Here is a 25,606-nt window from a genome sequence, read left to right on the forward strand (position 1 = left end):
GGTCTCTCCAGACATCCACTGTGGATTTATTGTCGGAGTAACCTGATCGGGACGGACGGGTGCACTGAAGAAGTGCTGAGTATCGAGAGAGGCGTGCTGTTCATTGATTGAACGATCGACCCCGGACGACACTCAAGAGGACTCGCCGGGTGACGAGAAATCTTGTTCCCTACGCAGGCGCTAACCTGATCAGGTTCAACGGGATCCGGTTTAACCGATCTCAGCCTCACAGCAAGGCACCCCGACAAGAACGGCATCAGTCTATGCCGCGTCGAGGCTGTAAAGCCAGCGCAATTGCGTGGGCATCGATAAATGGCTGAAATGGCCGATTGTTGCGTTCTGCGTCTGGCTCTACACTCGCTATCCCGGTTTTTTCATCCAACCGTGACAATTTTCTTCATGAACAGGGAACGCCTCATGTTGCGCAAACTTTCGTTGGTCGTGGCTGTTTCATTTGCGTCCAACGGACTGACCTGGGCAGCCGATATGCCGCTGCCGACCAAGACGGGTCTGGTGAACGTCTATGAGCAGGCGGTGGACAACAACGCCGATCTGGCCGCTGCACGCGCCGATTACGCTGCGCGCAAGGAAGCCGTGCCTCAGGCGCGTGCCGGTCTGCTGCCCAATCTTTCCGGCAGCGCTCAGGCCAACAACACACGCACCAGCATCGATCAGCCCAGCAGGATCGCAACCCGTAGCGGTACGGTCTATCAGGCGACCCTGAGCCAGCCGATCTTTCGTGCCGACCGCTGGTTCCAGCTCCAGGCCGCCGAAGCGGTCAACGAACAGGCCGCGCTCGAGCTGTCGGCCACTGAACAGAACCTGATTCTGCAATCGGCGCAGAGCTACTTCAGTGTGCTGCGTGCACAGGACAGTCTGGCAGCGACCAAGGCCGAGGAATCGGCATTCAGGCGCCAGCTGGATCAGGCCAGGGAGCGCTTCGATGTAGGCCTGTCGGACAAGACCGACGTGCTGCAGGCGCAGGCCAGCTATGACACCTCGCGCGCCAGCCGCATTCTCGCCCAGCGTCAGGTAGACGATGCGTTTCAGGCGCTGGTAACCCTGACAAATCGCGAATACAACTCCATCGAAGGCATCGTCCACACCCTGCCGGTGCTGGCGCCGACGCCCAACGATGCCAAGGCCTGGGTCGACACCGCAGCCCAGCAGAACCTCAACCTGCTGGCCAGCAACTACGCAGTCAACGCCGCCGAAGAAACCCTGCGTCAACGCAAGGCCGGCCATGCGCCGACTCTGGATGCCGTCGCAACCTATCAACGTGGCGACAACGATGCGCTGGGGTTCAACAACCCCAACTACACCGGGCAGAACTACGGCGGTGATGTAGAGCAACGCACGATTGGCGTTCAGCTGAATATCCCGATCTACAGTGGCGGGCTGGTCAATTCGCAGGTGCGCGAAGCCTATTCAAGGCTGAGCCAGAGTGAACAGCGCCGCGAAGGCCTGCGTCGTCAGGTGGTGGAAAACACCCGTAACCTCCACCGTGCGGTGAACACCGACGTGGAGCAGGTTCAGGCGCGCAAGCAGTCGATCATCTCCAACCAGAGCGCACTGGAAGCCACGGAAATCGGTTATCAGGTGGGGACACGCAACATCGTCGACGTGCTCGATGCTCAGCGTCAGCTGTACGCCTCGGTGCGCGACTACAACAACACGCGCTATGACTACATCCTGGACAACCTGCGCCTGAAACAGGCCGCTGGCACGCTGAATCCGGGCGACCTGCAAGACCTGTCGCGCTATCTGAAATCCGACTACAACCCGGACAAGGATTTCCTGCCACCGGATCTGGCAGCGGCGGCCCGCAAGAACTTCGAAAGACCGGCCCAGCGCTGAGGGCGGCAGCCTGAACACTGATCGTGCCTGCCGCTCCACGTCACACTCAAGAGCGGACGGGGCGCGTCCTGAGAGGCGTTACCACGCAGAGCGTGGGAACGATCCCATACCGCATTCCTTCAGGTCGATTTGTGTATAACGCCGAGCACAGAGCGTGGGCATGCAGCTCGTGACGCTCTGCGTCACATTCTCTGCATCAACCGCCCGATTCCATCCAGCAAACGCTGCAGTGCGCCCTGATTGGCCTTCATCACACCCAGACCCGCTTCAGCCATGGTGGCTGCCAGCTTCGGCTGATCGAACAGGCGCTGCACGGCGACCGCCAGTGCGGCTGAATCGCTCACCTCTTCCAGCGCTCCGGCAGTGCGTAGCATGGCGGCGATTTCGAGGAAGTTGAACAGGTGCGGGCCGCTCAGCACCGGCTTGGCCAATGCCGCAGGTTCCAGCAGGTTATGGCCGCCATTGGGCACCAGACTGCCGCCGACGAACGCGTTGTCCGCCAGCGCATACAGAAACAGCAGCTCGCCCATGGTGTCGCCCAAAAGTACCGACACGTCGGGGGTGACAACCTGAGCAGTGGAACGCCGAACGGTGCTGAAACCCTGCTGCTGACACAACCCATGCACGCTGTCGAAACGCTCGGGATGGCGCGGCACCAGAATCAGCAAGGCATCGGGATGGCTCGACAGCAGCGTGCGATGCGCCGCCAGCACGCTTTCGTCCTCGCCCGCATGAGTGCTCGCCGCGATCCACACCGGGCGTTGCGTGGCCTGCCACTCTTCCCGCAGCTTGGAAGCGCGCTCCAGCAATGCGGGGTCGATGCTCAGGTCGAACTTGATCGAGCCGGTCACCGTCACGCACTCAGGCCGCGCGCCCAGATCACGGAAACGCTGGGCCTCGACTTCAGTCTGCACAGCGAACCAGGACATTTCGGCGAGCATCGGTCTTGTCAGTTTCGCAAAACGGCCATAACCCCGCGCCGAACGCTCCGACAGCCGAGCGTTGGCCAACACCACCGCAATGCCGCGCTTGCTGCATTGATGAATATGATTGGGCCACAGCTCGGTTTCCATGATGATGCCCAGGCGCGGCTGCACATGATCGAGAAAACGCCCGGCCGCCCACGGCAGGTCATAAGGCAGGTAACAATGTTGAATGCGCGGCTCGTCGGCGAACATCGCCTTGATTCGCTCCGAACCTGTGGGCGTCATGCAAGTCACAGTGATCGGCAGTTCGGGATACTGCGCCAGCAAGGCGCGGATCATGGGCGCGGCAGCAATGCTTTCGCCGACCGACACCGCATGCACCCAGAGACCGCCACGCTGCATCGGCGGCAGGCCCATGGCGAAGCGCTCGCCGATGCGCTGGCGATACGCAGGCGCCTTGCGAGCGCGCAACCACAACCGCAGGGCAACCAGCGGCAGGCCCAGATGAAACAGGAAGGTGTAGAGGGTTCTATTCATGGGCGCGGAGTTTATCAGCCCGCCTGCGCAATGCCACAACGACATGAAGACGCAGACACGACGGAGGGCGGCGTGTGAATCATCAGGTCGGTCGCCACCGCCCTTTAGAATGCGCTGTCTCATACAAGGAAAAGATCATGAATCCGTATTACCTGCTGGGCGTCGCAATCTGCGCCGAAGTCATCGCCACCACCTCGATGAAAGCGGTGAAAGGCTTCAACACACCGCTGCCCCTGCTGCTGGTCATTGGCGGCTATGCGATTGCGTTCTGGATGCTGATTCTGGTGATGCGCACCATTCCCGTCGGCATCACCTATGCCATCTGGTCGGGCATGGGCATCGTGATGGTGAGCATTGCGGCATTCCTGGTCTACGGTCAGAAACTCGACCTGCCCGCTCTGCTGGGCATGGGAATGATCGTGGCGGGTGTAGTGGTCATCCAGGTGTTCTCGAAAACCGCCGGGCATTGAAAGTCCGTTCCCTTATAATGGCCGCAATCTTTACTCACTGAGGTGCCCATGCCATCTGTTATTTCCACTGACGTCCTGATTGTCGGGGCTGGCGTTGCCGGCCTCTGGCTCAATGCCCGGTTGCGTCGTCAAGGGTTCTCGACAGTGCTGGTAGAAAGCGCAAGCCTGGGTGGCGGACAGAGTCTCAAGTCTCAGGGAATCATCCACGGCGGCGCCAAGTACGCGCTGCACGGTGCCCTGTCGGGAGCCTCGGAAGCCATTGCCGACATGCCGCGTCGCTGGCGTGAAGCCCTCGACGGCAAGGGCGAGCTGGACCTCTCGGGCGTGCGCCTGCTGTCCGACGCCCATTACCTCTGGTCGCCGGGCACGATCGCGGGCAACCTGACCAGCTTCTTCGCCAGCAAGGCCGTGCGTGGGCGCGTGGATCAGGTCAAGGGCGAGCAATTGCCGCCCGCACTGCAGCATCCGAAATTCAAGGGCAAGGTCTATCGGCTGGCAGAGCTGGTGGTCGATGTACCGAGCCTGATCAATCGTCTCGCAGAACTGGCCGGTGACTCGCTGCTCGCCGGAAAACAGATCGAGCCGCTGTACGAAGGCGACGAACTGATTGGCCTGCGGGTCGATGGCACGGATATACATGCCCAGCGCATCGTGCTCAGCGCAGGCGGCGGCAATGCCGATCTGCTGAAGGCGGTTGGTATCTCACAACCGCAGATGCAGCGTCGTCCGCTGCACATGGTGCTGGTCAAAGGGCCGACCCTCAAACCGCTGTATGCCCACTGCCTGGGTGGCGGCACCAAACCGCGCATCACCGTGACCACGCACCCGGCGGCCGACGGCCAGTGGGTGTGGTACCTGGGCGGCGATCTCGCCGAGGCTGATGGCGTAGCACGCGAGCCGGAGGCGCAGATCGCCGTCGCCCGCAAGGAACTCGAAGCGCTGCTGCCATGGGTCGACCTGAGCCAGGCGCAGTGGGCGACCTTGCGCGTTGACCGTGCAGAACCTGCACAATCGGGTCTGGTGCGTCCCGACAACGCCTTTCTGGACAGTCAGAAACGCCTGATGGTGGGCTGGCCGACCAAGCTTGCGCTGGCGCCGGACTTCGCCGACCGCGTATTGTCAGTCCTGTCCAGGGAAGGCATCCACCCGACGCCGCAACCGGCGCTGGCGAATGTGCCGAAGCCACCCATTGCCGTTCCTGTCTGGGATCAACTGCTGCCATGAGCCTGAAAACCCTGCACGACCTGCATCGCCCGTTCGGCAGCACCGGCCTGAGCGTCTCGCCGCTGGGTCTGGGCACCGTGAAGCTGGGACGCGATCAAGGCGTGAAATACCCCAGCGGCTTCAAGATCCCGGATGACCAGCAGGCCGCGATGCTGCTCAGGATGGCCCGCGACATGGGGATCAACCTGATCGACACCGCGCCCGCCTATGGCACCAGCGAGGAACGCCTTGGCCCGCTGCTGCGCGGCCAGCGTCAGGACTGGGTCATCGTCAGCAAGGTAGGCGAAGAGTTCGTGGACGGACAGTCGAGCCACGATTTCAGCGCCGAGCACACCCGTCTGTCAGTCGAGCGCAGCTTGAAACGCCTTGAAACCGACTTTCTTGATCTGGTACTCGTCCACTCGGACGGCAACGATCTGGCGATTCTCAACGAAACGGCGGTGTACGAAACCCTTGCGGCGCTCAAAAGCGAGGGCAAAATCCGTGGCTTCGGCTTTTCCGGCAAGACTGTCGAAGGCGGCCTGCTTGCCCTGCGCGACGGGGACTGCGCGATGGTCACCTATAATCTCAATGAACAGGGTGAGAAACCGGTTCTGGATTACGCGGCTGCCCACGGCAAAGGCATTCTGGTCAAGAAGGCGTTGGCCAGCGGCCATGTGTGCCTGACGCCCGGGACAGACCCGGTCCAGGCCAGCTTCCAGTTACTGTTTGAACATCCGGGCGTCGCCAGTGCTATTGTCGGGACCATCAACCCCATGCACCTGGCACACAACGTTGCCACCGCTGCTGCCGTGATTTGCCGTCAAGCCTGATTTGGGCGGCCGACCCCAACGCAAGAAGGAGCCGATATGCCGCGAACATTGATTCGGAAGAATCCCAGCAACTTCAAGACCCTGCCGCTGTTCGTCGAAGCCACTCCTGAAAGCCTGAGTTATCAGAGTGTCGGCATGCCGATGAACTTTACGCAGACCTTGCAGCGACGCCGCAAGGTCGAGGTGCCGGACCCTGAGCGATTCGCCACTGAGCTGGCCAATCTCGGGGTGTCGATCCGCCTGACCATCAGTTGGCAGAACCGGGATTACTGGGTGCTGGTCCGGCAACGCCGTCAGGACCGTGGCGACGTGGTGCTCAAGCTGATTTCAGGCTATGTCCCGGCGCACGAGCTGACGCTGCCGCTGCACACCGCCATTCAGGAAGTCGCTGAAGAGTGCCTGATCGAAACGCCGCAGGGCTGGCTGAGCGGAATGTTCAAGGACACATGGCTGCCCGCTCCCTACGCAGCGGCGTTGCATTACCGGGAGGCGATGCCCTTCACCCTCAGCCCGCTCTCGGGTGCTGCCAGACCGGTACGGGCTGGCAACCTGACGCTGCTGGAACGCCCCCGCGCCTATGTCCACCTGCCCACTGCGTCGCTGCAGCTGATCTATGACATGCGTCTGGAAATCCCCAAGGAAGCCCGCCCGATCAGCCTGTTCCACGTCGATGAGGTGCTGGAAAACGATCAATTGGTCGCCCGCCTCAACCGAAGCAAGCCCGACCTCTACCTGATGCCGCTGGAAAACGGCTCGCCACTGCCAGAGCTGTACACGCTCAAGCGTGACAAGCTGACCCCAGCGGGCACGCGTGGTCTGTACCTGGCAGAGAGCTTTGCGGCACAGGATGGCTGGGTGGTGCGTGAGGAAAGGATTCGCTGGAAAGACTGGCTGCGCCAGCAAGGCATGACACCACCGCCAAAGAAGACGGGGCTGAAGCGTTTGACCAGCAAAGCCAGAGAGCTTCTGGGACTGGCACGCGGCAGCTTGAGCAAATAACCGGTTTGCCCGGAACGCTCCGGGCAAACCTGATCCACTCACTGTCCGCGAATTTTCTCGACGATGGCCGTGGTCGAGCTGTTTTCAACCAGCCCCAACACCTTCACTTCGCCGCCGTAGGCCTGCACGATATCGGCACCAACCACCTGATCGATCCCATAGTCGCCGCCCTTGACCAGCACATCGGGCTTGACGTGGGTCAGCAGGTTTTCAGGTGTGCCTTCGGGGAAACTGATCACCCAGTCCACAGCGCCCAGACCGGCCAGAACGGCCATGCGGCGATCCACGCTGTTGATCGGACGACCAGGGCCTTTGAGACGGCTCACGGAGGCATCGTCGTTGACCGCCACGATCAGACGATCACCTTGCGCGCGCGCCTGCTCCAGGTAGGTCACGTGCCCGGCATGCAGGATGTCGAAGCAGCCGTTGGTGAAAACGATCCTTTCCTTGTGTGCCCGCGCGTCATCGACGGCAAGCAGCAACTGCTCCAGTCCCAGAACACCACGCTCCGAGCCCTCTTCGCGCTGAATCGCACGACGCAGCTCAGGCGCACTGATGGCCGCTGTACCCAGTTTGCCGACCACGATGCCTGCCGCCAGATTGGCCAGCGCAACCGCATGTGGCAGTTCCTCGCCAGCCGCAATCGCCGCCGCCAGGGTTGAAATGACCGTATCACCGGCACCGGTGACGTCAAAGACTTCACGCGCACGCGCTGGCAAGTGCAGCGCCTGTTGATCGGGGCGCAGCAAGGTCATGCCGTGCTCGCCACGGGTCACCAGCAACGCGCCCAGATCCAGCTCGCTCATCAGCTGCGCGCCCTTGGCAACCAGCTCGGCTTCGTCGACGCAATGGCCGACGATGGCTTCAAATTCGCTGAGATTAGGCGTGATCAGGCTCGCGCCACGGTAGATCGCGAAGTCCTTGCCCTTGGGATCGGCCAACACCGGAATGCCGCGCTCGCGGGCTGCCCGGATCAGTGTCTGATGGTTTTTCAACGCACCTTTGCCGTAATCCGACAGCACCAGCACCTTGACGCCATCCAGCAGGTTTTCGACTTCTGCGCTCAGGGCCTGTGCATCGGTGGCGAAGGGTTCTTCGAAGTCGATACGCAGCAGTTGCTGGTGCCGGCTCATCACCCGCAGTTTGACGATGGTCGGCTGGTCGGCGATGCGCTGGAAACGAGCCAGAACACCGGCTGCCTTGAGGCTGTTGCTCAGGCTTTCTGCCGCTTCGTCTTCACCGGTGACGCCCACCAGCGAGGCTGGCGCGCCCAGTGCAGCGATGTTCAATGCCACGTTGGCGGCGCCGCCCGGACGGTCCTCGATCTGGTCGACCTTGACGACAGGCACAGGCGCTTCAGGGGAAATACGCGAGGTACCACCATGCCAGTATCTGTCGAGCATGACATCGCCAACCACCAGGACAGGGGCCTGATCAAAGCGCGGCATGGATAACTTCATCGAACAACCCGTACTAGAAAAATGGACAGGGGCGGAATCTTAGCACAGGGGGTTTGAACAGACAGGCTGTTCATAACCGGATTCCTGACGCTGACAAAAGACGATTCCAGCGGGAGAAAAGATGCGTGTAGTGATGCGGTGAAAAGCCGCTGCGCCGTGTTTGAAACACAGCGCAGCCAGGCTTGATCAGATCGCACCGACAGGCGCTGGCTCGTCCAGGCCCATAGCATGCAGGCGGGCGTAATAGCCGTTCTTTGCCAGCAGTTCGGCGTGGGTGCCGCGCTCGACAATCTGACCGGCATCCATGACCAGAATCAGGTCGGCTTTCTCGATGGTGGAAAGACGGTGCGCGATCACCAGCGTGGTGCGTCCTTTCATGACCTGATCCAGCGCGGCCTGAATGTGACGCTCCGACTCGGTATCCAGCGCAGAGGTCGCTTCATCGAGGATCAGCACCGGCGCGTTTTTGAGCAGCGCACGGGCAATCGCCAGACGTTGGCGTTGGCCACCGGACAGCAGCACGCCATTCTCGCCCACCGGGGTGTCAAAACCTTGCGGCAGCTCTTCGATGAATTCCTTGGCGTAGGCGTCAGCGGCGGCCGCCTCGATGTCGGCACGCGGCGCACCCGCCAGATCACCGTAGGCGATGTTGTTGGCGATGGTGTCGTTGAACAGTGTGACGTTCTGGTTCACCTGCGCGATGTGGGTACGCAGGTTGCGCAGGCGATAATCGTTGATCTCGACATCATCCAGCAGGATATGACCCAGTTCGTGGGTATAGAACCGCGGAATCAGATTGGCCAGAGTCGACTTGCCGCTGCCCGAACGTCCTACCAGCGCAATCATCTGCCCCGGCGCTGCCGAGAAACTGATGTCGTTGAGGACCTGACGCTCGGTCTCGGGATAGAAGAAGCTGAGGTTCTTCACTTCCAGGCGACCCGAAACACGCTCGCGCTCGAGGGTGCCGGTGTCGATTTCCTGCTGCACATCCAGTTGTTCGAAGATGCTCTCGGCACCGGCAACACCCTTCTGGATGGTAGAACTGACTTCCGACAGCTGACGAATCGGCTTGGGCAGCAGGCCTGCGGCTGTGATGTATGCCACCAGATCGCCCGCCGTCGCATCGCCACGCAGGAACAGCACCAGGAACATCAGCACCGCCATGGCGGTATAGATGACCAGTTGCAGCATCGGCGTATAGATCGCGCCGGTCTTGGTCATGCGCAACTGCTTTTTGGTATTGCTGTTGCTGGCACGCGCGAAACGATCCTGCTCGTAGGTTTCGCCGCCGAAGCTGCGCACCACGCGATAACCCTGAATGGTTTCGGACGCAACGTGGGTCACGTCGCCCATCGCCACCTGGATCTTCTTGCTCTGCTTGCGGAATTTCTTGCTGGCGGTGCCGACCATGATGGCGATCACCGGCAGGATGGCGAGCATGACCAGCGTCAGCTGCCAGTTCATCCACAACAGATAGATGAACAGGAACACAACGGTCAGGCCTTCACGGATCACCACCTTGATAGCATCCGTGGCGGCACCCGTCACCATGGTGACGTTGAAGGTGATGCGTGAAATCAGATGGCCCGAATTGGTGGTGTCGAAGTAGCGATTGGGCAGTACCAGCAGCTTGTTGAACAGTTCGACGCGCAGGTCATGCACCAGCCCCAGCGATACCTTGGCCAGGAAGTAGTTGCCGAGAAACGAACCCAGACCCTGCCAGGCGGCGATCAGCACGATCAGCAGCGGCACGGCCTGCAGCAATTGCAGGTCCCTGAGGTAGGGAACATTGGGGAACAGCACCGCTTCCGGATTGCTCAGCCCATCGACGAAATATTTCAGGATGCCCGCCAGCATCGGCTGAGTGGATGCAAAGATCACGAAACCGAGGATGCTGAGCAGGAAAATGCCCACATACGGACGCACATAGGACAACAGGCGGAAGTAGATTTTCACGCTGGAAGTGGCGGACGATTCGGAGGTTGTCATGAGTATCCGTCGTGTTAAAAAGAAGCGGAATTGTATCACAAGCCGTTTTCGCAACAGCCTGCTGCGGTAACATAGGCGGCCCGTACAGCCCTTGGGGCGCAGAATCCGGAGTATCGATGCAAGCGCTCGACCACGCCCACTACCTTGCCCTGGTTCAAGGTGCCGAAGTGCTTGAAGCCGACGGCACGGGCGATAAAGTACTACGTCTGAATGACGGTTCAATGTTGAAACTGTTTCGACGCAAGCGGCTGATCAGTTCCGCCGCCTGGTATCCCTATGCCAAACGCTTCGCTGACAACTGCCTGACCCTGGCCAAACGCGCCATCCCCTGCCCGCATGTTCGCACTGTTTACAGAATCGCCGACATCGCCCGCGACGCGGTGCATTACGATCCGCTGGCCGGTCACACCCTGCGTCAACTGCTGGGCAAGGCTGCCAGCGATGATGACCTGCGCATGCAACTGGGGCGCTTCATCGCCAACCTGCATGAAAAAGGCATCTATTTTCGCTCAGCGCATCTGGGCAATGTGATTCTTACCCCGGAAGGCACGCTGGGCCTCATCGACATTGCCGACCTGAAAACCTACCGTCGCCCGCTGCGCAAAAATCTGCGGCTGCGCAACTTCAAGCACATGCTGCGCTATCTGGAAGACCGGCAATGGCTGCTGGGCGACGCCAACCCGGCCTTCCTCAATGGCTACCTGAGCGGTCAGAGCGTCTGCACCGCAGCGGAACTGACCCAGGCCATGAACTGAAAAAATGGCCGCTTGCAGGCGGCCATTTCAGCGCTCGGCACTCAGTGCCTTAGCCGATGTTCCTGAACTACCCTTCCCAGCACCATCGCCGCAGGCAGCAGCACCAGCACCCAAAGCTCATCCGGGTTGCCGACCAGCTTCGCGCCGTCGAAATTGAGCATCACCAGTGCGCACGCCAGGTAAAGCCCCCACGCGTCGCGCAGGCGCAATGCGTGCCACAGCGTCATGGCCATCACGATCAGGAATAGCACCAGCGACACCGCGCCGGTGTACAACCCCATCGAGACGTAGATGTTGTGCGGATGCTGAATCGCCATACCGCCTGTCAGCGTCTTGGTGGTGTAGAAATCAACGCCGCAGCCCAGCATCCATCCGCAATTGCGCCATTCGCCGGTCATGATCTCGAACAGCTCGATACGGTAGGAATCGCCGCGCACCATCAGCAGCTTGATCCACTCCTCATCCCTGACCACCCAGAACAAGGCCGCGCAGATGAGTGCCAGCACCACCAAAGTGATGAGACTGCGCTTCGGAAAGCGATACACCGAATACAGCGTACAAGCCGCAATAAGGAACGCCGCACCCACCAGCGCGGTGCGGGTCTGCACGATGAAGGCAGCAACGACCAGGGTCAGCACAATACCCGCAACGGCTTCGATCCAGCGCTGCTCCTTCAGCCAGACCGGCAACGCCAGGGCCAGGCAGCAGACCAGCCAGGCACTGGCGTAAATCACGTTAGCCATGCGCGCAGGCAATATCTCGACACGCTTGCCGAACGCGAACTGCCCGGTCATCCAGCTGTAAATGCTGGCCACCAGAATGTAAGCGCAAATGGCCCAGAAAAAGCTGCGTACGAACCGGCCTTGCTGGAAGAATCGATTGTCCGTCAAACCGGCCACAACAAAGACGAACAGGCTGACGTACGCCACATGTTTATAGAACTGGAAATCCTGTCCGTAAAAGGCAGGCACCAGAAACCAGGCCATGAACACTGCCCAGGCCACCCCCAGCGGCTGCGCGAACACGCTGGCGCCACGGTATTTGATCAGGAAGAACAGGCCCGGCAATGCGGTCAGGGCATAGAACAGATTATTGGTCGTCTTGGCTGAAGAGTTCAGGATGAAACTCAGCAGAAAGACGACCAGCACAGCACCAAAATAGATTTGTGCCTTGCCTGAAGGCACACCGGCTCGGTCAACTGACATTATTAAGCAACCAACCTGCTACCAGTCCAATGACTACCGCGACAATCAATTTGACGCGATCACGACGTTTGCGACGCTGTTTGTCGAGGCGCTCCTGCGGCACCACCACATGCTCACCAAAGCCGGTGTGCAGTACAGCATCGTTTTCCAGAATCAGAGCGTATCGGTTTTCCAACGCGAACAACTGTGAAAGTTTCTTCTCTCCACCATGGCCCGCATACGGCGCGTGCTGCTTGTAATCGGCCAGACGGCGCAATCCGGGATTGAAGGAAAAACCCTGCCACTCCGGCTTGTGCGAACCCAGTTTGTAGAAGGGAATGCCCTGAACCACTTCGCGCTCGTTCAAATAGATGTACGGGCTGTGAATCTGCAGATCATGATTGAAGCTGCGCAGCCACACCTGCAGCGCCTGCGGATCGTTCTCCAGCAGGATCATCGACTCTTCGATGAAGTGCGGGCGGTAGAAATCCCAGTCATCTTCGCAATGGAACACCCAGGACGTCTCGATCAGCGCATAAGCGGCGTCCACCGAGCGCATCTGTCCCAACTTGGGATTGTTGATGAGGAAGCGGGTGTGTGCGCGCCAGTGCTCAGGAATACAGGCCTCGACCTGAACGTCTCCTGAATCTTCAGTGATCAGCACATGGCGGATGGCGGCGGTGTTGTAACGATCAAAGGTTTCCAGGGTGCGCTTCAACAGATCGAATCGCCCGCAACTGGTCACCACCAGCGTGATGTCGCTATTTTCGCTGAATACCATCATCTGTTCCCAATCATTGAAAGTTCAAGAAGCATTACCATGCCCAACGCGAGCGCAGACGGTCGACCCAGCTCGCAGCCGGCATCGGCCGCAGCGGTGGACGCATGTGTTCGACAATGGCTTTGCCCAAAGCGTGGAACGTATAGCGCTCCTCGACGAGCGCCTGCCCGTTACGGGATATTTCATCGGCCAGTGCCGGGGCCGCGCGCAGTTGCGCCAGCTTTTCACGAAGCTGGGGAATATCGCGGTACAGCACGATGTTGTGCATATCCACGAAGCCCAGTGCGCGATTCTCTTCAGCGCCCTGATCGAAGGCAAGCAGCACGCAGCCGCAGGCCATGGCTTCGAAGTTCTTGATCATGTATTCGCCCATGCCGACATCGGCACTGACGAAAAAGCGGATGCGGTTCAGCGTGTCGCAGTATTCCTCGCCCGACTTGGTCCGCGTGACCAGCAGATTCTCATGCTGCCCCAACTCGTCAAGCAGCGCCTTGCGGCCGCTGTAGGCGACGCTGTTGGTGCTGCCGACGAACGCCAACTCGATGTCACGCTCGCGGTTCTGCGCCTGCAACAGCGTCTGATCGTAGCCCTTGGGCACGAACACCGCGTCGAAGCCTTCCTCACGCAGCCGCTCGCTGACCATGAAGCCCGAGCACAGCACCCGAACCCAGGGGAGCTTGCGATAGTGTGCGCTGAACTTGCCGGTGTACTTGCAGGCAATGTAGTTCTGGTAGGCGTCGTGCTCGAGAATGACCAGATTCGGAATCGTACGGATGAAGGCCACCTGACGCACTTCCTGCTTGAAGCGCAGAAAGAACACGATCCGGTCGTAACGGCTCACATCGATTTCACGCCGGAAATAGCTGCGCAGGTTGCGCTGGTCATTGGAATCCAGCCAGCGCACGTCGCAGTCGCAGCTCGACGCGATGCCGTCGTAAAGACGATCCAGAATCGCACGCTGCTCTTTCTGAACCAGAAGTAGGACTTTCATTGTTTTCCTTGCAGTACTGCGCCTGCTGAATCAGAAATCACGGCTGCGCCAGAACAACTCGTGTCGTCGCACAGCCTTTCGGAAAAATTCGTTCTCGCCTTCTGCAGGCCAGCGGCGCCCAGCGAGCACCTGCTGCAGCCAGCGGCGCACTCGACGTTTGCCCGGCATCGGTGGTTGCAGGTCATGCATCATGCCCAGCGCCATGGCTTTGTCGCGCTGTGTCGGCACCGACAGCTCAAGGCTGTAGGGCTCAAGCTTCAAATCGGCATCGAAAACCGGCGGCAGGCTGATGCCGGTGTACGCATCGCCCATGGGCCAGCGGTCGTTGTCATGCAAGTGATTGGCATACCCCAGGATGACCTCCGGCTGCCATTCAAGCCCGGCCAGCGCCTCACGCACAGCGGCCTGCGCACAGATGTGGTCAGGATGCGGGTCGATGGCGGGGTGCGGCATGACGATGACCTGCGGCCTGGCCTTGAGGATCAGCGCGCGCAGATCGGCCAGCAGGTTATTCCAGGTCGGCTGGCCATCGTCGCCCGGCAGCGGCAAGGTGTTGAACTGGCGAAACAGACGCGTATCGAGCAGATCCGCTTCGCGAGAGCAGACCGGCGTATCCGGTGCGGCCTGCATGGCAGGCAGTTGCAGGCAGAAATAGCCCAGTTGCACACACTGTGCCTCCGCGACACCGCCCCAGCGCGCCACGGCAATGCTGTCCCAGGCACGCAGCCGCCCCTTCATGCGCGCCGCCTCGGCCTTGTCCAGGCCCATCTGCCGATAGTGATCGGCTTCGATTTCACCGGCGGTCAGGGTCACGATCCACGCATCACTGGCCTGGCTGTACAGACCAAAAGCGGCCAACTCGGCGTCATCAGCGTGCGGCGCGATCACCATTACCCGCTGCTGGCGTGCATCAGGTTGACGAAACACCCACAAACGCGGCTGTCCGCTCAGTCGGCAAAAACGTCCGCGCAGGGTTAACGCGCCTGCCGCCAACGGTTCACCGAGCCCGGTCAGGTTCAGATAGCGCACGGCGTCGACACCGCGCTCGAAGGCTTGCCGATCGACGAGACCTGAACCTTGCAACTCGACGACAGGGTCCAGAAAACGTCCCAGCCAGTTACTTTTGATGTTCAGGGCCAGTACCAGCGTTTCGCCGCCAGTCAGCCTCAGAGGTTCGGCGAACGTGAGTCGGCCATTCTCCAGACGCACACCCGAGACTTCGTTTTCGGCGGCGAAGTTGTACTGATAGTCATCGGCAGGCGAATAGAACAGGTGATCGGCGAACCAGGCCTCGTGAGCGATCCATGCGCTGATCGCCAGCACCGGTATCAACCACCACGCTACCGCCACGCCGAGGGCAATCAACAGTAACAGGCCACCCAGCAACGCCAGCCGCTTGTTACGGCGATGGCGTTTGAGCAACTCCTGCTTGCGGCTCAAATCTGGAACACCGGCACGGGGTTGCACCAGCGATCCTTGTATTCGCGGTCGGCGCGGCCGAACGAGAAGCGCAACGATTTGCCCAGCGCACGTGCATCTTCCCAGGCGCTCTGCGTGTTGACGAAACTGAGCACGCTGCCTGGACTGAAATCACGGGTTTCGGGGTCGACACCGCCGTTGACGTATTCGATGCTGACCCACTCGGGCGCTTCGACGCGGTACACCAGTTGAATGGCAATCGGCGCATCGTTGAGAAACACCACCGAGCCGATCAGCAGGTCGCGCAGCAGCTCGATCACTTCAGCCTTGTGCGCAGCACCGGTCGCTTCAAAGCCCCAGCGGCGCTGGAACAGCTCGCAATACATACGCGCCAGCTCTGCGCTGCTGAAATCGTTGACAGGCCGGACCGTGCCGCCCGCCTCTTCCAGCAGACGCAGCTCGCGACGCTGGTTGTAGCGAAACTTTTTGGACAGCTCTTCAGGTGTACGTGCCATGGCCAGTGACTCGGCCTGCGGCTTGAAGGTGCTGACCCGGCCTTCGTTCAACGACGAGATGTAACGCCCGCGATGACGTACCGGCACCTCGATGCCCTGCGCCACCGGCAGAATCAGCTCGGCGTTGCCCAGATCGAAAAGACCTTTCTTGCCGTGACGTTTGAGCTCGTCCTTGGACAGCGCCAGCGAGCGACCCCAAGTGGCAATCGCTGCCCTGATGTCGCCGCCCTGCTCCCAGCCCAGATAGCGCACGGGAATGTCAGCGAACACGGAAAGACGTTCGACGACCTGAGGGTGGGTGGCCACGCTACCGCCAAACCGGTGCCACGCCTGCGTATAGGCAGCGGCATCGATTTCGGTCCAGCCACGTTCACGCACGCCTTGAAATCGGTTGAGCATCAGGACTCCGCAACCAGGCGGGTGACCTGCGGCAGGCGCCAGAACACGTTGCGTACCGCGTGGTCGGAAAAGCGCTCGCGCAGACGCAGAAGCATGCGTTCGGCGCAATCCTGACGCTGATCCGCATCCAGCCCGGCCATGTGCATCAGGCCTTGAGCCAGACGCTGCTCGTCGCCCAGCGGGAACAGCAGACCGACGTCTTCGACCACTTCACGCGCACCGCCGCAGGACGTCGCAACGACCGGCACGCCTGCCACCATGGCTTCCAGCAGCACCATGCCGAACGGTTCGTGATCCGAACTCAGGGCAAAGACATCGAACGCCTTGAAATACCGACGTGCGTCCGCGACCTGGCCCATGAACATCACATTCGCGCCAATGCCCAGTTCACGGGCAAGCTCCTTGAGGGACTCTTCCAGCCGCCCCTTGCCAAGAATCACCAGCTGGCTGTTCTCGGGCAGGCTCGGCAGAGCAAGCGCGAAGCCGCGCAACAGGGTCGCCTGATCCTTGTCAGGATGCAGACGTCCGACATTGCCGACGATCCAGGCCGAAGGTGAAAGCCCCAGTTCGACGCGCGCGTCTTCGGCAGAAAACTGGCTGCCTTGCAGTTGCTCGACATCGATGCGGTTGTACAGGGTCTCGATGCGCTCTGCCGGCCATGCAGGCAGGCTTTTGCGCATGTCGTCGCGCACCGAATCCGAAACGCCCAGCAGGCTCAGGCGTTTGCGGAACAGATTGGCGAACAGCTTGCGGCTGCGGCGCTGATAATCGCCAAACGCGTGATGAACGCCGATCACCGGCAAACGTGTCGCCAAAAGCGCGATATAGACCGGTTTGAATCGATGCGCGATGCAGAAGCTGAAATGACGTGAAGCCACGATACTGCGCAATTCGCGAATGGCACCCAGCTTGAGGCCACGAATGGCCTTCGAGCTGAATTCCATGAACAGCACCTCGTCCGAACCGCAGTCGGCGACCACATCAGGGTCGGCGGCACCGGTCAGAAACACCGTGGTCACCCGATAGCCCTTGCCTGCGAACAGGCTGGCGTACTGACGCGCGCAGTCCAGAAACGGCCCGTCATAGCCGTGACAGAACTGCAGTACGTGACGTTCAGCCGAGCGTGTCATAAGCCTCGACGCCCTCTTTGACCACCAGAATGTCTTCCATGATCAGGTACTCGAGGTCGGAGCCGAAGAACATGTTCAAGGCATCGGTCGGCGAGCAGATCATCGGTTCGCCACGGCGGTTCAGCGAGGTGTTCAGCGACACGCCGTTGCCGGTCAGGTTTTCCAGCGCCTTCATCATGTCGTAGTAGCGCGGGTTGTATTCGCGCTTGAGCACCTGGGCACGGGAAGTGCCGTCTTCATGGACGACTTCCGGCACGCGGGTCTTCCACTCTTCCGCCACTTCGAAGGTGAAGGTCATGAACGGCGCCGGGTGATCGATCTTGATCATCTGTGGTGCGACGGTGTCGAGCATCGACGGGCAGAAAGGCCTCCAGCGCTCGCGGAACTTGATCTGGTGGTTGATGCGGTCGGCCACGCCGGCCACGCTCGGGCAACCGATGATCGAACGACCGCCCAGCGCACGTGGACCGAACTCCATGCGGCCCTGGAACCAGGCCACCGGGTTGCCCTTGACCATGATCTCGGCGATCCGCTCAGGGGTGTTTTCAATCTGGCGCCATACCGGTTTGCTCGGATGACGGGCACACGCGGCGATCACATCTTCGTTGCTGTAAGCGGGGCCGAGGTAGACGTGTTCCATCTTCTCGACCGGCACGCCGCGCGCGTGAGACACGTAGGCCGCCGCGCCCACCGCCGTTCCGGCATCGCCGGACGCAGGCTGAACGAACAGTTCCTTGACCTCGGGACGGGCAATGATGCGCTGGTTCAGTTTGACGTTCAGCGCACAGCCACCGGCGAACGCGATCTTGCCGGTTTCCTTGAGGATGTCACCCAGGTAGTGGTCCATCATCTGCAGCGCGAGCTTTTCGAACAGCGCCTGCATGCTGGCGGCGTAGTGGATGTACGGTTCGTCCGCCACATCGCCGACGCGCTTGGGGCCGAGCCATTCGATCAGTTTCGGCGAGAAGTAGAAGCCCTTGCCGTTCTCTTTGTAGCGACGCAGGCCGATGACGTTGGCCAGTTCGGTGTTGATGACCAGCTCGCCGTTCTCGAACGTGGCCAGACGCGAAAAGTCGTACTTGCTGGCGTCGCCGTACGGCGCCATGCCCATGACCTTGAACTCGCCGTCCAGCATCTCGAAACCGAGGAACTCGGTGATCGCGCCGTACAGGCCGCCCAGCGAATCCGGATCGAAGAATTCCTTGATCTTGTGGATCTTGCCGTTTTCGCCGTAGCCGAAGAAGGTCGTGGCGTACTCACCCTTGCCATCGATACCCATGATCGCGGTTTTCTCGGTAAAACCGGAGCAGTGGTAGGCGCTGGAAGCGTGGGCCAGGTGGTGCTCGACCGGCTCGATCTTGATCTTTTTCGGATCGAAGCCCAATTGCTCGAGGCACCAGACAATCTTGTTGCGATAGCGCTTGTAACGGCGATTGCCCATCAGCAGCGCATCGAGCGCGCGGTCCGGTGCGTACCAGTAACGCTTGGCGTAGTGCCAGCGGGCCTTGCCGAACAGGCTGATCGGCGCAAACGGAATCGCGACCACGTCGACATCGGAAGGCTTGATGCCTGCCTGTTCCAGACAGAACTTTGCCGACTCGTAGGGCATGCGGTTCTTTGCGTGCTTGTCGCGAACGAAGCGCTCTTCTTCGGCCGCTGCGATCAGCTTGCCGTCGATGTAGAGCGCCGCGGAAGGATCATGGCTAAGGGCGCCGGACAGGCCAAGGATCGTCAATGCCACTAGGGTCTAGCCTCTTTAGTCTGCGTACAGGCGCAGCGCGCCCGAGAAAATGTGTGCCCCCGCACAGCGGGCTGAGGGCAGCTAAAGGGCGGGATTATAGCGTAATGACCAAGGATTTGGCTCGGGGGCTGAGAGGGTTTAAACAAACAGATGACATCACGTCCTTCAGGACGCATCCGAAGAATCTCACCCACCCGCTGACATCCAATAACTATCTACGCTCCCGGCCCGCCGAATTCTGATTGATTGAAGGCCATGACTCACGGGCTTACCGCCCTCAATCAACCCGCGCACCTTGCGCTCGTCAGAACCGGAAAAACCATGCAAACACTGACACCCGTGTCACCCAAACCCGCCGACACCTTTATTGAAGCAACGGCGGCCCTCAAAAGACTCAATCAACTGGGCTCTCGACTGGGCGAAACGCTCAAGCTGCTGCCAACACCTGATGAAGCCTTGCTGGACGCACCCGCAGACGAGGCGTCCATTGCCAGCCTGCTCTCGCAGCTCGACGATTACTGGCATGCTGCCGTAGCGGCCGGCGATAGTCGTCACGACCAATTCCTGTCCGCCATGCAGCAGGCGCTGCGCGATGAATTCTGCGTCAAGCTGCACGAGGGTGAACTCTCGGCAGTGCATGCAGGCTGCCTGCCCGTTTCACCCTTGTCCCCCACAGAAACCAGGGCGCCCGACGCTTTCTCGCTGCATATACAGCTTGATGAAGAGATTCAGGCTGAAGTGAGCGGCGCCATGGTGCTGTCCCAGGCGCAGGGACCGACCTTGCTGGTATTGCCGGGCCTGGGCATCAAGGCGTTCGCGACCCAGGAGCAGATGCGCGAAGCGCTCACACAATGGCTCAATTCGCCCGCCCTGAAAGACGCTCTGATCCAGAACTTCGAGCAGATCCATCAGGCTCGGTCGGCACTCATCGACTCGGACCCCGACCTGTACGCCGAACCGTTCCTTGCCATCGATGTGCAGTTGCACGCCATCACCACGGAGCCTGTGGCCCACGCCTTGAAACGCCTGCAGGAAAAACAGCGCGTTGATGTGCGCTACGCCTGCACGCGATCCGGTATTGATGATCGTGAAGCGCGCCGCTTGCTGATTCAGCAGGCGATTGACCAGAAAGGCCTGTTCGGCCCGCAGGCCATGCTCGAACTGCGCGAAATGGCGCTACGCGAATCGCGCTACCAGCGCAGCCTGCCGGACTGGATCAAGCTCGCAAGCCCCAGAGACATGAGCGCCTATATCGAGCGCCTTGAGCACTACGAACAGGCTCGTGCAGCAACCCTGAGCGCGCTGGGCACGGCGGCGTCCGCAAAACAGTTTGCCAGGGCGCACTTGCAGGCACGCCTGGCGGACGATCTGGGCTACGGACTGGATCCGGCATTGATCTCGGTCAGTACGCAGCGAACGCTGCCAGTGACAGGCGAGACCTATACCGTTACGCGCTCGTGGGTGGAACTGGCGCTTTACGGCCTGCACCCCGGCGACCGCCTCCAGACATCGGCTTTTCTGAACCGAACCGCGCTCAGCCATGACGGCATGCCGCTGGCATCCGATTACCAGCACCTGGATGCCGCCTACATTGCACGCATTGTTGAAGAGCTGGACCTGCGGGTACGCTTCGGCACGCATCAGAAAGCGGCTTATCAGCACCCGCACAACCAGTCCCTGATGCGCACCCTGACTCGCACCCAGATCAATGCCCTCGCCTGCGCCGCCAAAATGCAGGGCCATATTCGCCCTGAAGATTTCGCCATCATCGAAGCCATCTCGCACGCAAAACCCGACCCGGCACTGAGCACCTGCCACATCAGGCTGAACGCGAAAAACGCCATGAGCAAACTGTTGGTGTTTCGCAAGCAAAACGCGCAAGGCGAGCTGGAACGTCTGGTCATGTTCATTCAGGACGCACCTGATCAACAGTTTTTCCGGGCATTCGACAACGAAATTCAGTTGGCCCAGGAACTGGTCAGCTGGACCGCGTCGGACGAGCACCGGGATTACCTGCTCCAGCAGACAGACGTCTCCGCACGACCGGAGCTCGAAACGCAACTGGCCGCCCTCAGACTCAAACCTCATCCCGACGAGGATTTCGTCCAGCTTATCGCGCTGCCGGACTACGACGCAGGTCTGGAGTTTTTCGCGAACGGCCACATTGAAGTCGCGCTGTCTGAACAGGACTTGCACACGCCTCGGTGGTACGTGAACGCCAGCCTCGACAAGCGTCAGGAGCTGGTTGCGCTGGAGGATGCAGCCACCGGCGCACAGCGCAATTACGAGGCGAAACCCCATACTCGCGTTCAACCGTTCGAGCAGTATGTTCACCAGCAAGCCAGCCAGCAGATCAACACGTTGCTGGGTGTGCCAGAAGGCACGGTGGATCCCGACCTTATCGTGATCACCAGTGAACGGGAAACCGTCACCTACACCCAACTGCTGCGCAATGGTTATGACGACAGCGTCAATCCGCTGCTTGCCACTGCCGACACGATGGCGACGTTCAAAGGCCCCGAGGGTGTGGACCTCAGCGTCCTGTCACCGGCCAGTGTGGCTGGCTCGGTGCGCGGAAACTGGGTGGCCGACCGCTACATCGCAGAGGTCAGGCTCACCCTGCTCAACCCGCAGGATGAAGGTTATGACTACCGCCGCAAGGCAAGCGCGCTGACGACCCAGTTGCAAATGAAAGCCGCCGCGCTGCGCAGCTATCTGAAAGGCCACATTGATGGCATTCAATACGCCTGGCTGAAAAGCTCGCTGGATCGCGCGCACTCAAGCGATGCGGCAACACGCGAGCAATACCCGCTCTACCCGTTGCAACTGCATGTCGACAAACCGTTCATTGCCTCCAACCTCAAGGTCGTGGACCAACTGGTGTTTCCCGATTCGCTGCTGACGCATACCGAGACCGTGCAAGGCTGCGTGGCGGTGCTCTCGACGCAGACCCGCCAGACCGCCCTGCTCTACACGCCTCAGGCGCCCGACGGGATCGAGTTCCGCCTGTTCAGCAGCTTCATGTCCTCGCTGGATACGCCAGGCATGATCGATTACTACAAGGACCGCTGCCGCTTCAACGCACGCCGGCTGCTGTCGTTCTTCCTGCGTGACATGCAACAGGGCGGCGCGAACAAGGCGCCTTTTCTGCCCAAGGCGTTCATCACCGACTTTGCCGATACCTGCTTCAACCAGACTGTCGAGCGACGATTGCTGGATACGGAGCAGACCACAACTGGTCGCAACGACATGCTGTCGAAGATGGCGTGGGTCAGCGTCGAGCTCATCGCGACGGCACTCACGCTGCCGTTCCCGCCTGCAAGTTTCGCAGTGGGCAGCCTGTTGTCCCTGCACGACAGCGTCCGTGCGGTGCAGGCGCTGACCGATGGCGACCATGAAACAGCTGGCGCCCATGTGATATCGGCGCTGCTCAACAGCCTGGGCGCTGCGGGCGATCTGCATTCAGGCCTCAAGGGTTTCGGCGGTATCGTGCACCAACTGGAGCGCGGCGCTCCGATGAGGTCGGTGCACTCGGTAAGTGCTGCGAACTCGATGGATTCGGTGACCTCGGCATTGCGCCCCCTGTCACGCCAGTCGTCACTGCCGCGCTATGAAGATCTATTCCCGGTCGACCTGCAGGAAAAAACCGTGTGGGTCGGCAAGAAAAACGCCAACGGCCACGCTCCGCTTTACCAGCAGGTCGATCCTTCGTCTTCGCAGGTCGGCCCCACCGGCCAGTTCATCGGCAGCAGGAGCGGCGACACGTGGCTGCCGCTGAGCTCGCCCCTGGACGCGAAACCCGACCTGTCCATCGACCTTCCACTGCACAACGTGCCGCGCATCAAGGACGGCCATGCCAAAGGCGTCTGCCTGGTGGATGGCCAATACTGTATCGGCATGTCCGGAAAGACTTACGTCGTGCAATTCGACGCCGGGCTGCGCTGTTGGCAGATCATCGACCCTGACACCCCGTTCGCGTTCTTCGGTAAACAGCCCGTGCGCCTGGACAGCCGGGGCCAATGGCAAAAAATCGACCGCCATCAGTTACGCGGTGGCGGGCTCGAGGATCAGGCTACCTGGCGGCCGCTACAGGAAGAAGGGGTTGAGTCTGGCGACGCTGTCGTCCGTTCGAGTGATTACGAAATGCCGGTGGCCATGAGGCCGGGTATTTACACCATCATGCACCGGAACATTCCAGACCCGACCAATATGGGCCTGGAGCTGTATTTCGAAAGCTATTTCGCCAGCATGCGTCAGACCCTGGCGGCGCTTCAAGACAAGCTCTATCACGACGCCAAAACCTTCTTCACAAAACCAGTCCTGCCAGCGCGCCCCACGATTCCGACGCTTGCCCCTCGCGCAGACGTCGATACGCTCGTTGAAAACATCTTCAACCACAGCAATGGCCTGGTCATGAGCGAAGCGGCCCAATCGATTGCCAGCAAGCGTCTGCTCATTCTCAACATGCCAATGCTGGCGGAACAAAAGGTTGAGGTTCTGTACATCCAGCATCTGTTCACCGACAAGCATCTCGAAAAGCTGGCCACTTATCGTCAGCTGGGTGCGAGAAGTCGATCCGGCTCTCACGAAATCAAAAGACACCTGAAGTACCTGAACAATGGCGCGCTGAACAATCACGCCTCCGAGTACGACTACTATCACCTGATCAAGGAAGCCCACAAACATGGCATAGAGGTTCGCCCGTTCAGTTCTTCGGCCAGCTACCCCCTGATCGAGAATCCGGTTGCCGCAGCGGCGGACGACCTGAGCGCTGCTCAAAAAATGAGCAACTTCTTTGGTCACACCTTGATCAGTGAAGACGTGGCCCGCCAGCCATCACGACGCTGGGTAGCCTTGCTCGACCAGAAACTGGCCACCACCCACGACAGCATTCCGGGCATCACCGAACTGCAGGGTGCAATCAGCGTTCACGTTCAGGATGTTCCCGCAGGCCGTGCGACTCGTGTACGCAAGAACAGCTTCCCGCCAGCCGCCGAATCGTCAGCCGATTTCACGGTCGAGTTTTGTAACCCGCTGGTGCCTGCGTCCGTCCCGCCACTGCAACCCGGTACCCAACTGGATGCGGTGTTGATGAACCGCATGGTCGATCGGGAAAGCATTGAGTCCGCGGAGCGCTGGGCAGGCGATTATGTCTTCCGCTGGGATACCGAAAAGGGCTGGCTGCGCGGCGACCCAGAGGGTAATCCCCGTTCGATGACAGCCATTCAACAATCTCTGGCAGACGCCACTTACGACGCCCCTGTCGAACACAGAGACGCGTTACACACACTGGCGAACTTCGAACACCGGGGTCTTGATGAGCGCTACTTTCTGTTCGATCCCGAACTGATGGACCCGAGGGAAGATTTTTTCAAGCTGCGCAAACAATTGCTGCGGGATTCGGAAGCGGTGCACACCACAGAATTGCCTGTCAGACCGCTGCTGCCTCAAGTACCGCCCGACATATCACCGGCAGACTTTCTTGAACGGCTTTATCAGCATACTTCCGGCGTGGTGGTGGGCGAATCACATGCCTCAGTCGCAAGCAAAAAGCTGATCATAGATAACCTGCCGCTGCTGGCCGAACAGAACGTCAAGACACTCTATCTGGAGCACCTGCTGAGCGACCTGAATCAAGCCGATCTGGATGATTTCCTCGACACCGGCCAGATGAGCAAGCGCCTGCTGCATGACCTTCAGGCGCTGGACAAGGGTCATCAGACAGATCCCAAGGGTATCTATACCTTCGAGAAACTGGTGATCAAGGCGCAGCAGCAAGGTATCGAGATTCGTGCCATCGATTGCCTGGCCAGCTATCACCTCAAAGGCCTGGCGAACGAAACGTCTACGACCCGCCAACAGATGATGAATTTCTTTGCTTCACGCACCGTTCGCAGGCATCAGGATGTGATGGGGTTTCACAAGTGGATTGCGCTGGTCGGCAATAGCCATTCCAACACCTTCATGGACGCAGTTCCTGGGCTGGCGGAGCTGGAAGGCGGCATCGGTTTGCGGGTCAGGGATGTCCTGCCGGGTGCGTCACGCGGCATCGTGCGCGACCCTGGCGAAGCGTTGCCCCTGGATCTCGGAAAGGCAAAGGTCCACATCCAGGGCGACTATCGGGTTGAAATCGAGATCCCAAGATCCCGCCCTGTCACGCGCCCCCGCTCCATCGAAAAGCGACTCGCCAAGCCTGGCATGTTCCTGATCGAGCAGAACGCTGATGGCTTGCAGATCATCGTGCATCGTTCACGAGACAGTCAGATCTATCGCACCCCCGTGAACACGGATGCCCAGGGCAAGCTGTCCGTTGATCGTCCGAGCTGGGTGCCGGTGCACCTGAAGAGTTACGACGACATGAACGCCCTGACCGTCGCACTCAGGGACATGAACCTCAGTCGCGTGGAATAACGCGAA

The 25,606-nt window shown here is 60.3% G+C and carries 17 protein-coding genes and 1 riboswitch; of the genes, 7 read left to right on the top strand and 10 right to left on the bottom strand.

Going from position 1 to position 25,606, the window contains the following annotated elements; translation table 11 throughout:
• Nucleotides 1-149: 149 nt before the first annotated feature.
• Nucleotides 150-254: riboswitch (TPP riboswitch) on the bottom strand.
• 163 nt (nt 255-417) lie between these two features.
• Nucleotides 418-1,857 carry a TolC family outer membrane protein gene (locus CFBP1590_RS24015; RefSeq protein WP_088236054.1) on the top strand — a complete coding sequence of 480 codons (1,440 nt, stop codon included), beginning with the start codon at nt 418-420 and terminating at the stop codon, nt 1,855-1,857.
• Between the two features lie 182 nt (nt 1,858-2,039).
• On the opposite strand, the gene waaA is transcribed toward CFBP1590_RS24015, so the two are convergent.
• A complete protein-coding gene (gene waaA / locus CFBP1590_RS24020) occupies nt 2,040-3,320 on the bottom strand; it encodes a lipid IV(A) 3-deoxy-D-manno-octulosonic acid transferase (RefSeq protein WP_088236055.1) in 1,281 nt (426 codons plus the stop codon).
• Nucleotides 3,321-3,457: 137 nt separating this feature from the next.
• Here waaA and CFBP1590_RS24025 point away from each other — a divergent pair, with 137 nt between their 5' ends.
• Genes CFBP1590_RS24025 through CFBP1590_RS24040 form a run of 4 tightly spaced genes read left to right on the top strand, consistent with a single transcriptional unit; the run spans nt 3,458 to nt 6,825 of the window.
• The gene (locus CFBP1590_RS24025) at nt 3,458-3,790 is read left to right on the top strand and encodes an SMR family transporter (protein WP_004883465.1); all 333 of its coding nucleotides are present in this window, start codon (nt 3,458-3,460) and stop codon (nt 3,788-3,790) included.
• 48 nt (nt 3,791-3,838) lie between these two features.
• Nucleotides 3,839-5,014 carry an NAD(P)/FAD-dependent oxidoreductase gene (locus CFBP1590_RS24030; protein ID WP_025993089.1) on the top strand — a complete coding sequence of 392 codons (1,176 nt, stop codon included), beginning with the start codon at nt 3,839-3,841 and terminating at the stop codon, nt 5,012-5,014.
• A complete protein-coding gene (locus tag CFBP1590_RS24035) occupies nt 5,011-5,826 on the top strand; it encodes an aldo/keto reductase (RefSeq protein ID WP_029243026.1) in 816 nt (271 codons plus the stop codon). The genes CFBP1590_RS24030 and CFBP1590_RS24035 overlap by 4 nt, the downstream gene beginning before the upstream one ends.
• 36 nt (nt 5,827-5,862) lie before the next feature.
• Complete coding sequence (locus CFBP1590_RS24040) at nt 5,863-6,825, top strand: hypothetical protein (RefSeq protein WP_029243027.1); 963 nt, start codon at nt 5,863-5,865, stop codon at nt 6,823-6,825.
• 38 nt (nt 6,826-6,863) lie between these two features.
• Here the strand turns inward: CFBP1590_RS24040 and hldE are convergent, their stop codons facing one another.
• Nucleotides 6,864-8,285 (bottom strand): bifunctional D-glycero-beta-D-manno-heptose-7-phosphate kinase/D-glycero-beta-D-manno-heptose 1-phosphate adenylyltransferase HldE, encoded by a 1,422-nt coding sequence (hldE, locus tag CFBP1590_RS24045; RefSeq protein WP_069144897.1) that lies wholly within the window; start codon nt 8,283-8,285, stop codon nt 6,864-6,866.
• Between the two features lie 186 nt (nt 8,286-8,471).
• Entirely contained in the window at nt 8,472-10,274 is a 1,803-nt protein-coding gene (msbA, locus tag CFBP1590_RS24050; RefSeq protein ID WP_088236056.1) for a lipid A export permease/ATP-binding protein MsbA, read from the bottom strand.
• Nucleotides 10,275-10,390: 116 nt separating this feature from the next.
• On the opposite strand from msbA, the gene CFBP1590_RS24055 reads away from it, so the two are divergent.
• Entirely contained in the window at nt 10,391-11,029 is a 639-nt protein-coding gene (locus tag CFBP1590_RS24055; protein ID WP_029243030.1) for a BUD32 family EKC/KEOPS complex subunit, read from the top strand.
• Between the two features lie 41 nt (nt 11,030-11,070).
• On the opposite strand, the gene CFBP1590_RS24060 is transcribed toward CFBP1590_RS24055, so the two are convergent.
• Genes CFBP1590_RS24060 through CFBP1590_RS24090 form a run of 7 tightly spaced genes read right to left on the bottom strand, consistent with a single transcriptional unit; the run spans nt 11,071 to nt 19,189 of the window.
• Nucleotides 11,071-12,234, bottom strand: coding sequence for an O-antigen ligase family protein (locus CFBP1590_RS24060; RefSeq protein ID WP_088236057.1), 1,164 nt, complete (start codon nt 12,232-12,234; stop codon nt 11,071-11,073).
• A complete protein-coding gene (locus CFBP1590_RS24065) occupies nt 12,224-12,997 on the bottom strand; it encodes a glycosyltransferase family 2 protein (protein ID WP_088236058.1) in 774 nt (257 codons plus the stop codon). The genes CFBP1590_RS24060 and CFBP1590_RS24065 overlap by 11 nt, the downstream gene beginning before the upstream one ends.
• A gap of 31 nt (nt 12,998-13,028) precedes the next feature.
• On the bottom strand, nt 13,029-13,985 hold the full coding sequence (locus CFBP1590_RS24070) for a glycosyltransferase family protein (protein ID WP_004883439.1): 957 nt from the start codon (nt 13,983-13,985) through the stop codon (nt 13,029-13,031).
• A 30-nt stretch (nt 13,986-14,015) separates the two neighbouring features.
• Nucleotides 14,016-15,425, bottom strand: a complete 1,410-nt coding sequence (locus tag CFBP1590_RS24075) for a PIG-L deacetylase family protein (protein WP_163022976.1) — start codon at nt 15,423-15,425, stop codon at nt 14,016-14,018.
• Complete coding sequence (locus CFBP1590_RS24080; RefSeq protein WP_029243035.1) at nt 15,422-16,318, bottom strand: antimicrobial resistance protein Mig-14; 897 nt, start codon at nt 16,316-16,318, stop codon at nt 15,422-15,424. Before CFBP1590_RS24080 ends, CFBP1590_RS24075 begins: the two co-directional genes overlap by 4 nt.
• Entirely contained in the window at nt 16,318-17,448 is a 1,131-nt protein-coding gene (locus CFBP1590_RS24085) for a glycosyltransferase (protein WP_004883432.1), read from the bottom strand. The genes CFBP1590_RS24080 and CFBP1590_RS24085 overlap by 1 nt, the downstream gene beginning before the upstream one ends.
• Complete coding sequence (locus tag CFBP1590_RS24090) at nt 17,432-19,189, bottom strand: carbamoyltransferase family protein (RefSeq protein WP_004883428.1); 1,758 nt, start codon at nt 19,187-19,189, stop codon at nt 17,432-17,434. The genes CFBP1590_RS24085 and CFBP1590_RS24090 overlap by 17 nt, the downstream gene beginning before the upstream one ends.
• 321 nt (nt 19,190-19,510) lie before the next feature.
• Here CFBP1590_RS24090 and CFBP1590_RS24095 point away from each other — a divergent pair, with 321 nt between their 5' ends.
• Nucleotides 19,511-25,600: a membrane-targeted effector domain-containing toxin gene (locus CFBP1590_RS24095; protein WP_088236060.1), complete on the top strand. Its 6,090-nt coding sequence runs from the start codon at nt 19,511-19,513 to the stop codon at nt 25,598-25,600.
• Nucleotides 25,601-25,606 lie beyond the last annotated feature (6 nt).

Source organism: Pseudomonas viridiflava (assembly GCF_900184295.1).
Lineage (GTDB): Bacteria > Pseudomonadota > Gammaproteobacteria > Pseudomonadales > Pseudomonadaceae > Aquipseudomonas > Aquipseudomonas viridiflava.

Bases quoted from the DNA above. Each gene is read 5' to 3' on its own strand.
- CFBP1590_RS24015 (WP_088236054.1), top strand. From the start codon at position 418: ATGTTGCGCAAACTTTCGTTGGTCGTGGCTGTTTCATTTGCGTCCAAC.
- waaA (WP_088236055.1), bottom strand. From the start codon at position 3,320: ATGAATAGAACCCTCTACACCTTCCTGTTTCATCTGGGCCTGCCGCTG.
- CFBP1590_RS24025 (WP_004883465.1), top strand. From the start codon at position 3,458: ATGAATCCGTATTACCTGCTGGGCGTCGCAATCTGCGCCGAAGTCATC.
- CFBP1590_RS24030 (WP_025993089.1), top strand. From the start codon at position 3,839: ATGCCATCTGTTATTTCCACTGACGTCCTGATTGTCGGGGCTGGCGTT.
- CFBP1590_RS24035 (WP_029243026.1), top strand. From the start codon at position 5,011: ATGAGCCTGAAAACCCTGCACGACCTGCATCGCCCGTTCGGCAGCACC.
- CFBP1590_RS24040 (WP_029243027.1), top strand. From the start codon at position 5,863: ATGCCGCGAACATTGATTCGGAAGAATCCCAGCAACTTCAAGACCCTG.
- hldE (WP_069144897.1), bottom strand. From the start codon at position 8,285: ATGAAGTTATCCATGCCGCGCTTTGATCAGGCCCCTGTCCTGGTGGTT.
- msbA (WP_088236056.1), bottom strand. From the start codon at position 10,274: ATGACAACCTCCGAATCGTCCGCCACTTCCAGCGTGAAAATCTACTTC.
- CFBP1590_RS24055 (WP_029243030.1), top strand. From the start codon at position 10,391: ATGCAAGCGCTCGACCACGCCCACTACCTTGCCCTGGTTCAAGGTGCC.
- CFBP1590_RS24060 (WP_088236057.1), bottom strand. From the start codon at position 12,234: ATGTCAGTTGACCGAGCCGGTGTGCCTTCAGGCAAGGCACAAATCTAT.
- CFBP1590_RS24065 (WP_088236058.1), bottom strand. From the start codon at position 12,997: ATGATGGTATTCAGCGAAAATAGCGACATCACGCTGGTGGTGACCAGT.
- CFBP1590_RS24070 (WP_004883439.1), bottom strand. From the start codon at position 13,985: ATGAAAGTCCTACTTCTGGTTCAGAAAGAGCAGCGTGCGATTCTGGAT.
- CFBP1590_RS24080 (WP_029243035.1), bottom strand. From the start codon at position 16,318: ATGCTCAACCGATTTCAAGGCGTGCGTGAACGTGGCTGGACCGAAATC.
- CFBP1590_RS24085 (WP_004883432.1), bottom strand. From the start codon at position 17,448: ATGACACGCTCGGCTGAACGTCACGTACTGCAGTTCTGTCACGGCTAT.
- CFBP1590_RS24095 (WP_088236060.1), top strand. From the start codon at position 19,511: ATGCAAACACTGACACCCGTGTCACCCAAACCCGCCGACACCTTTATT.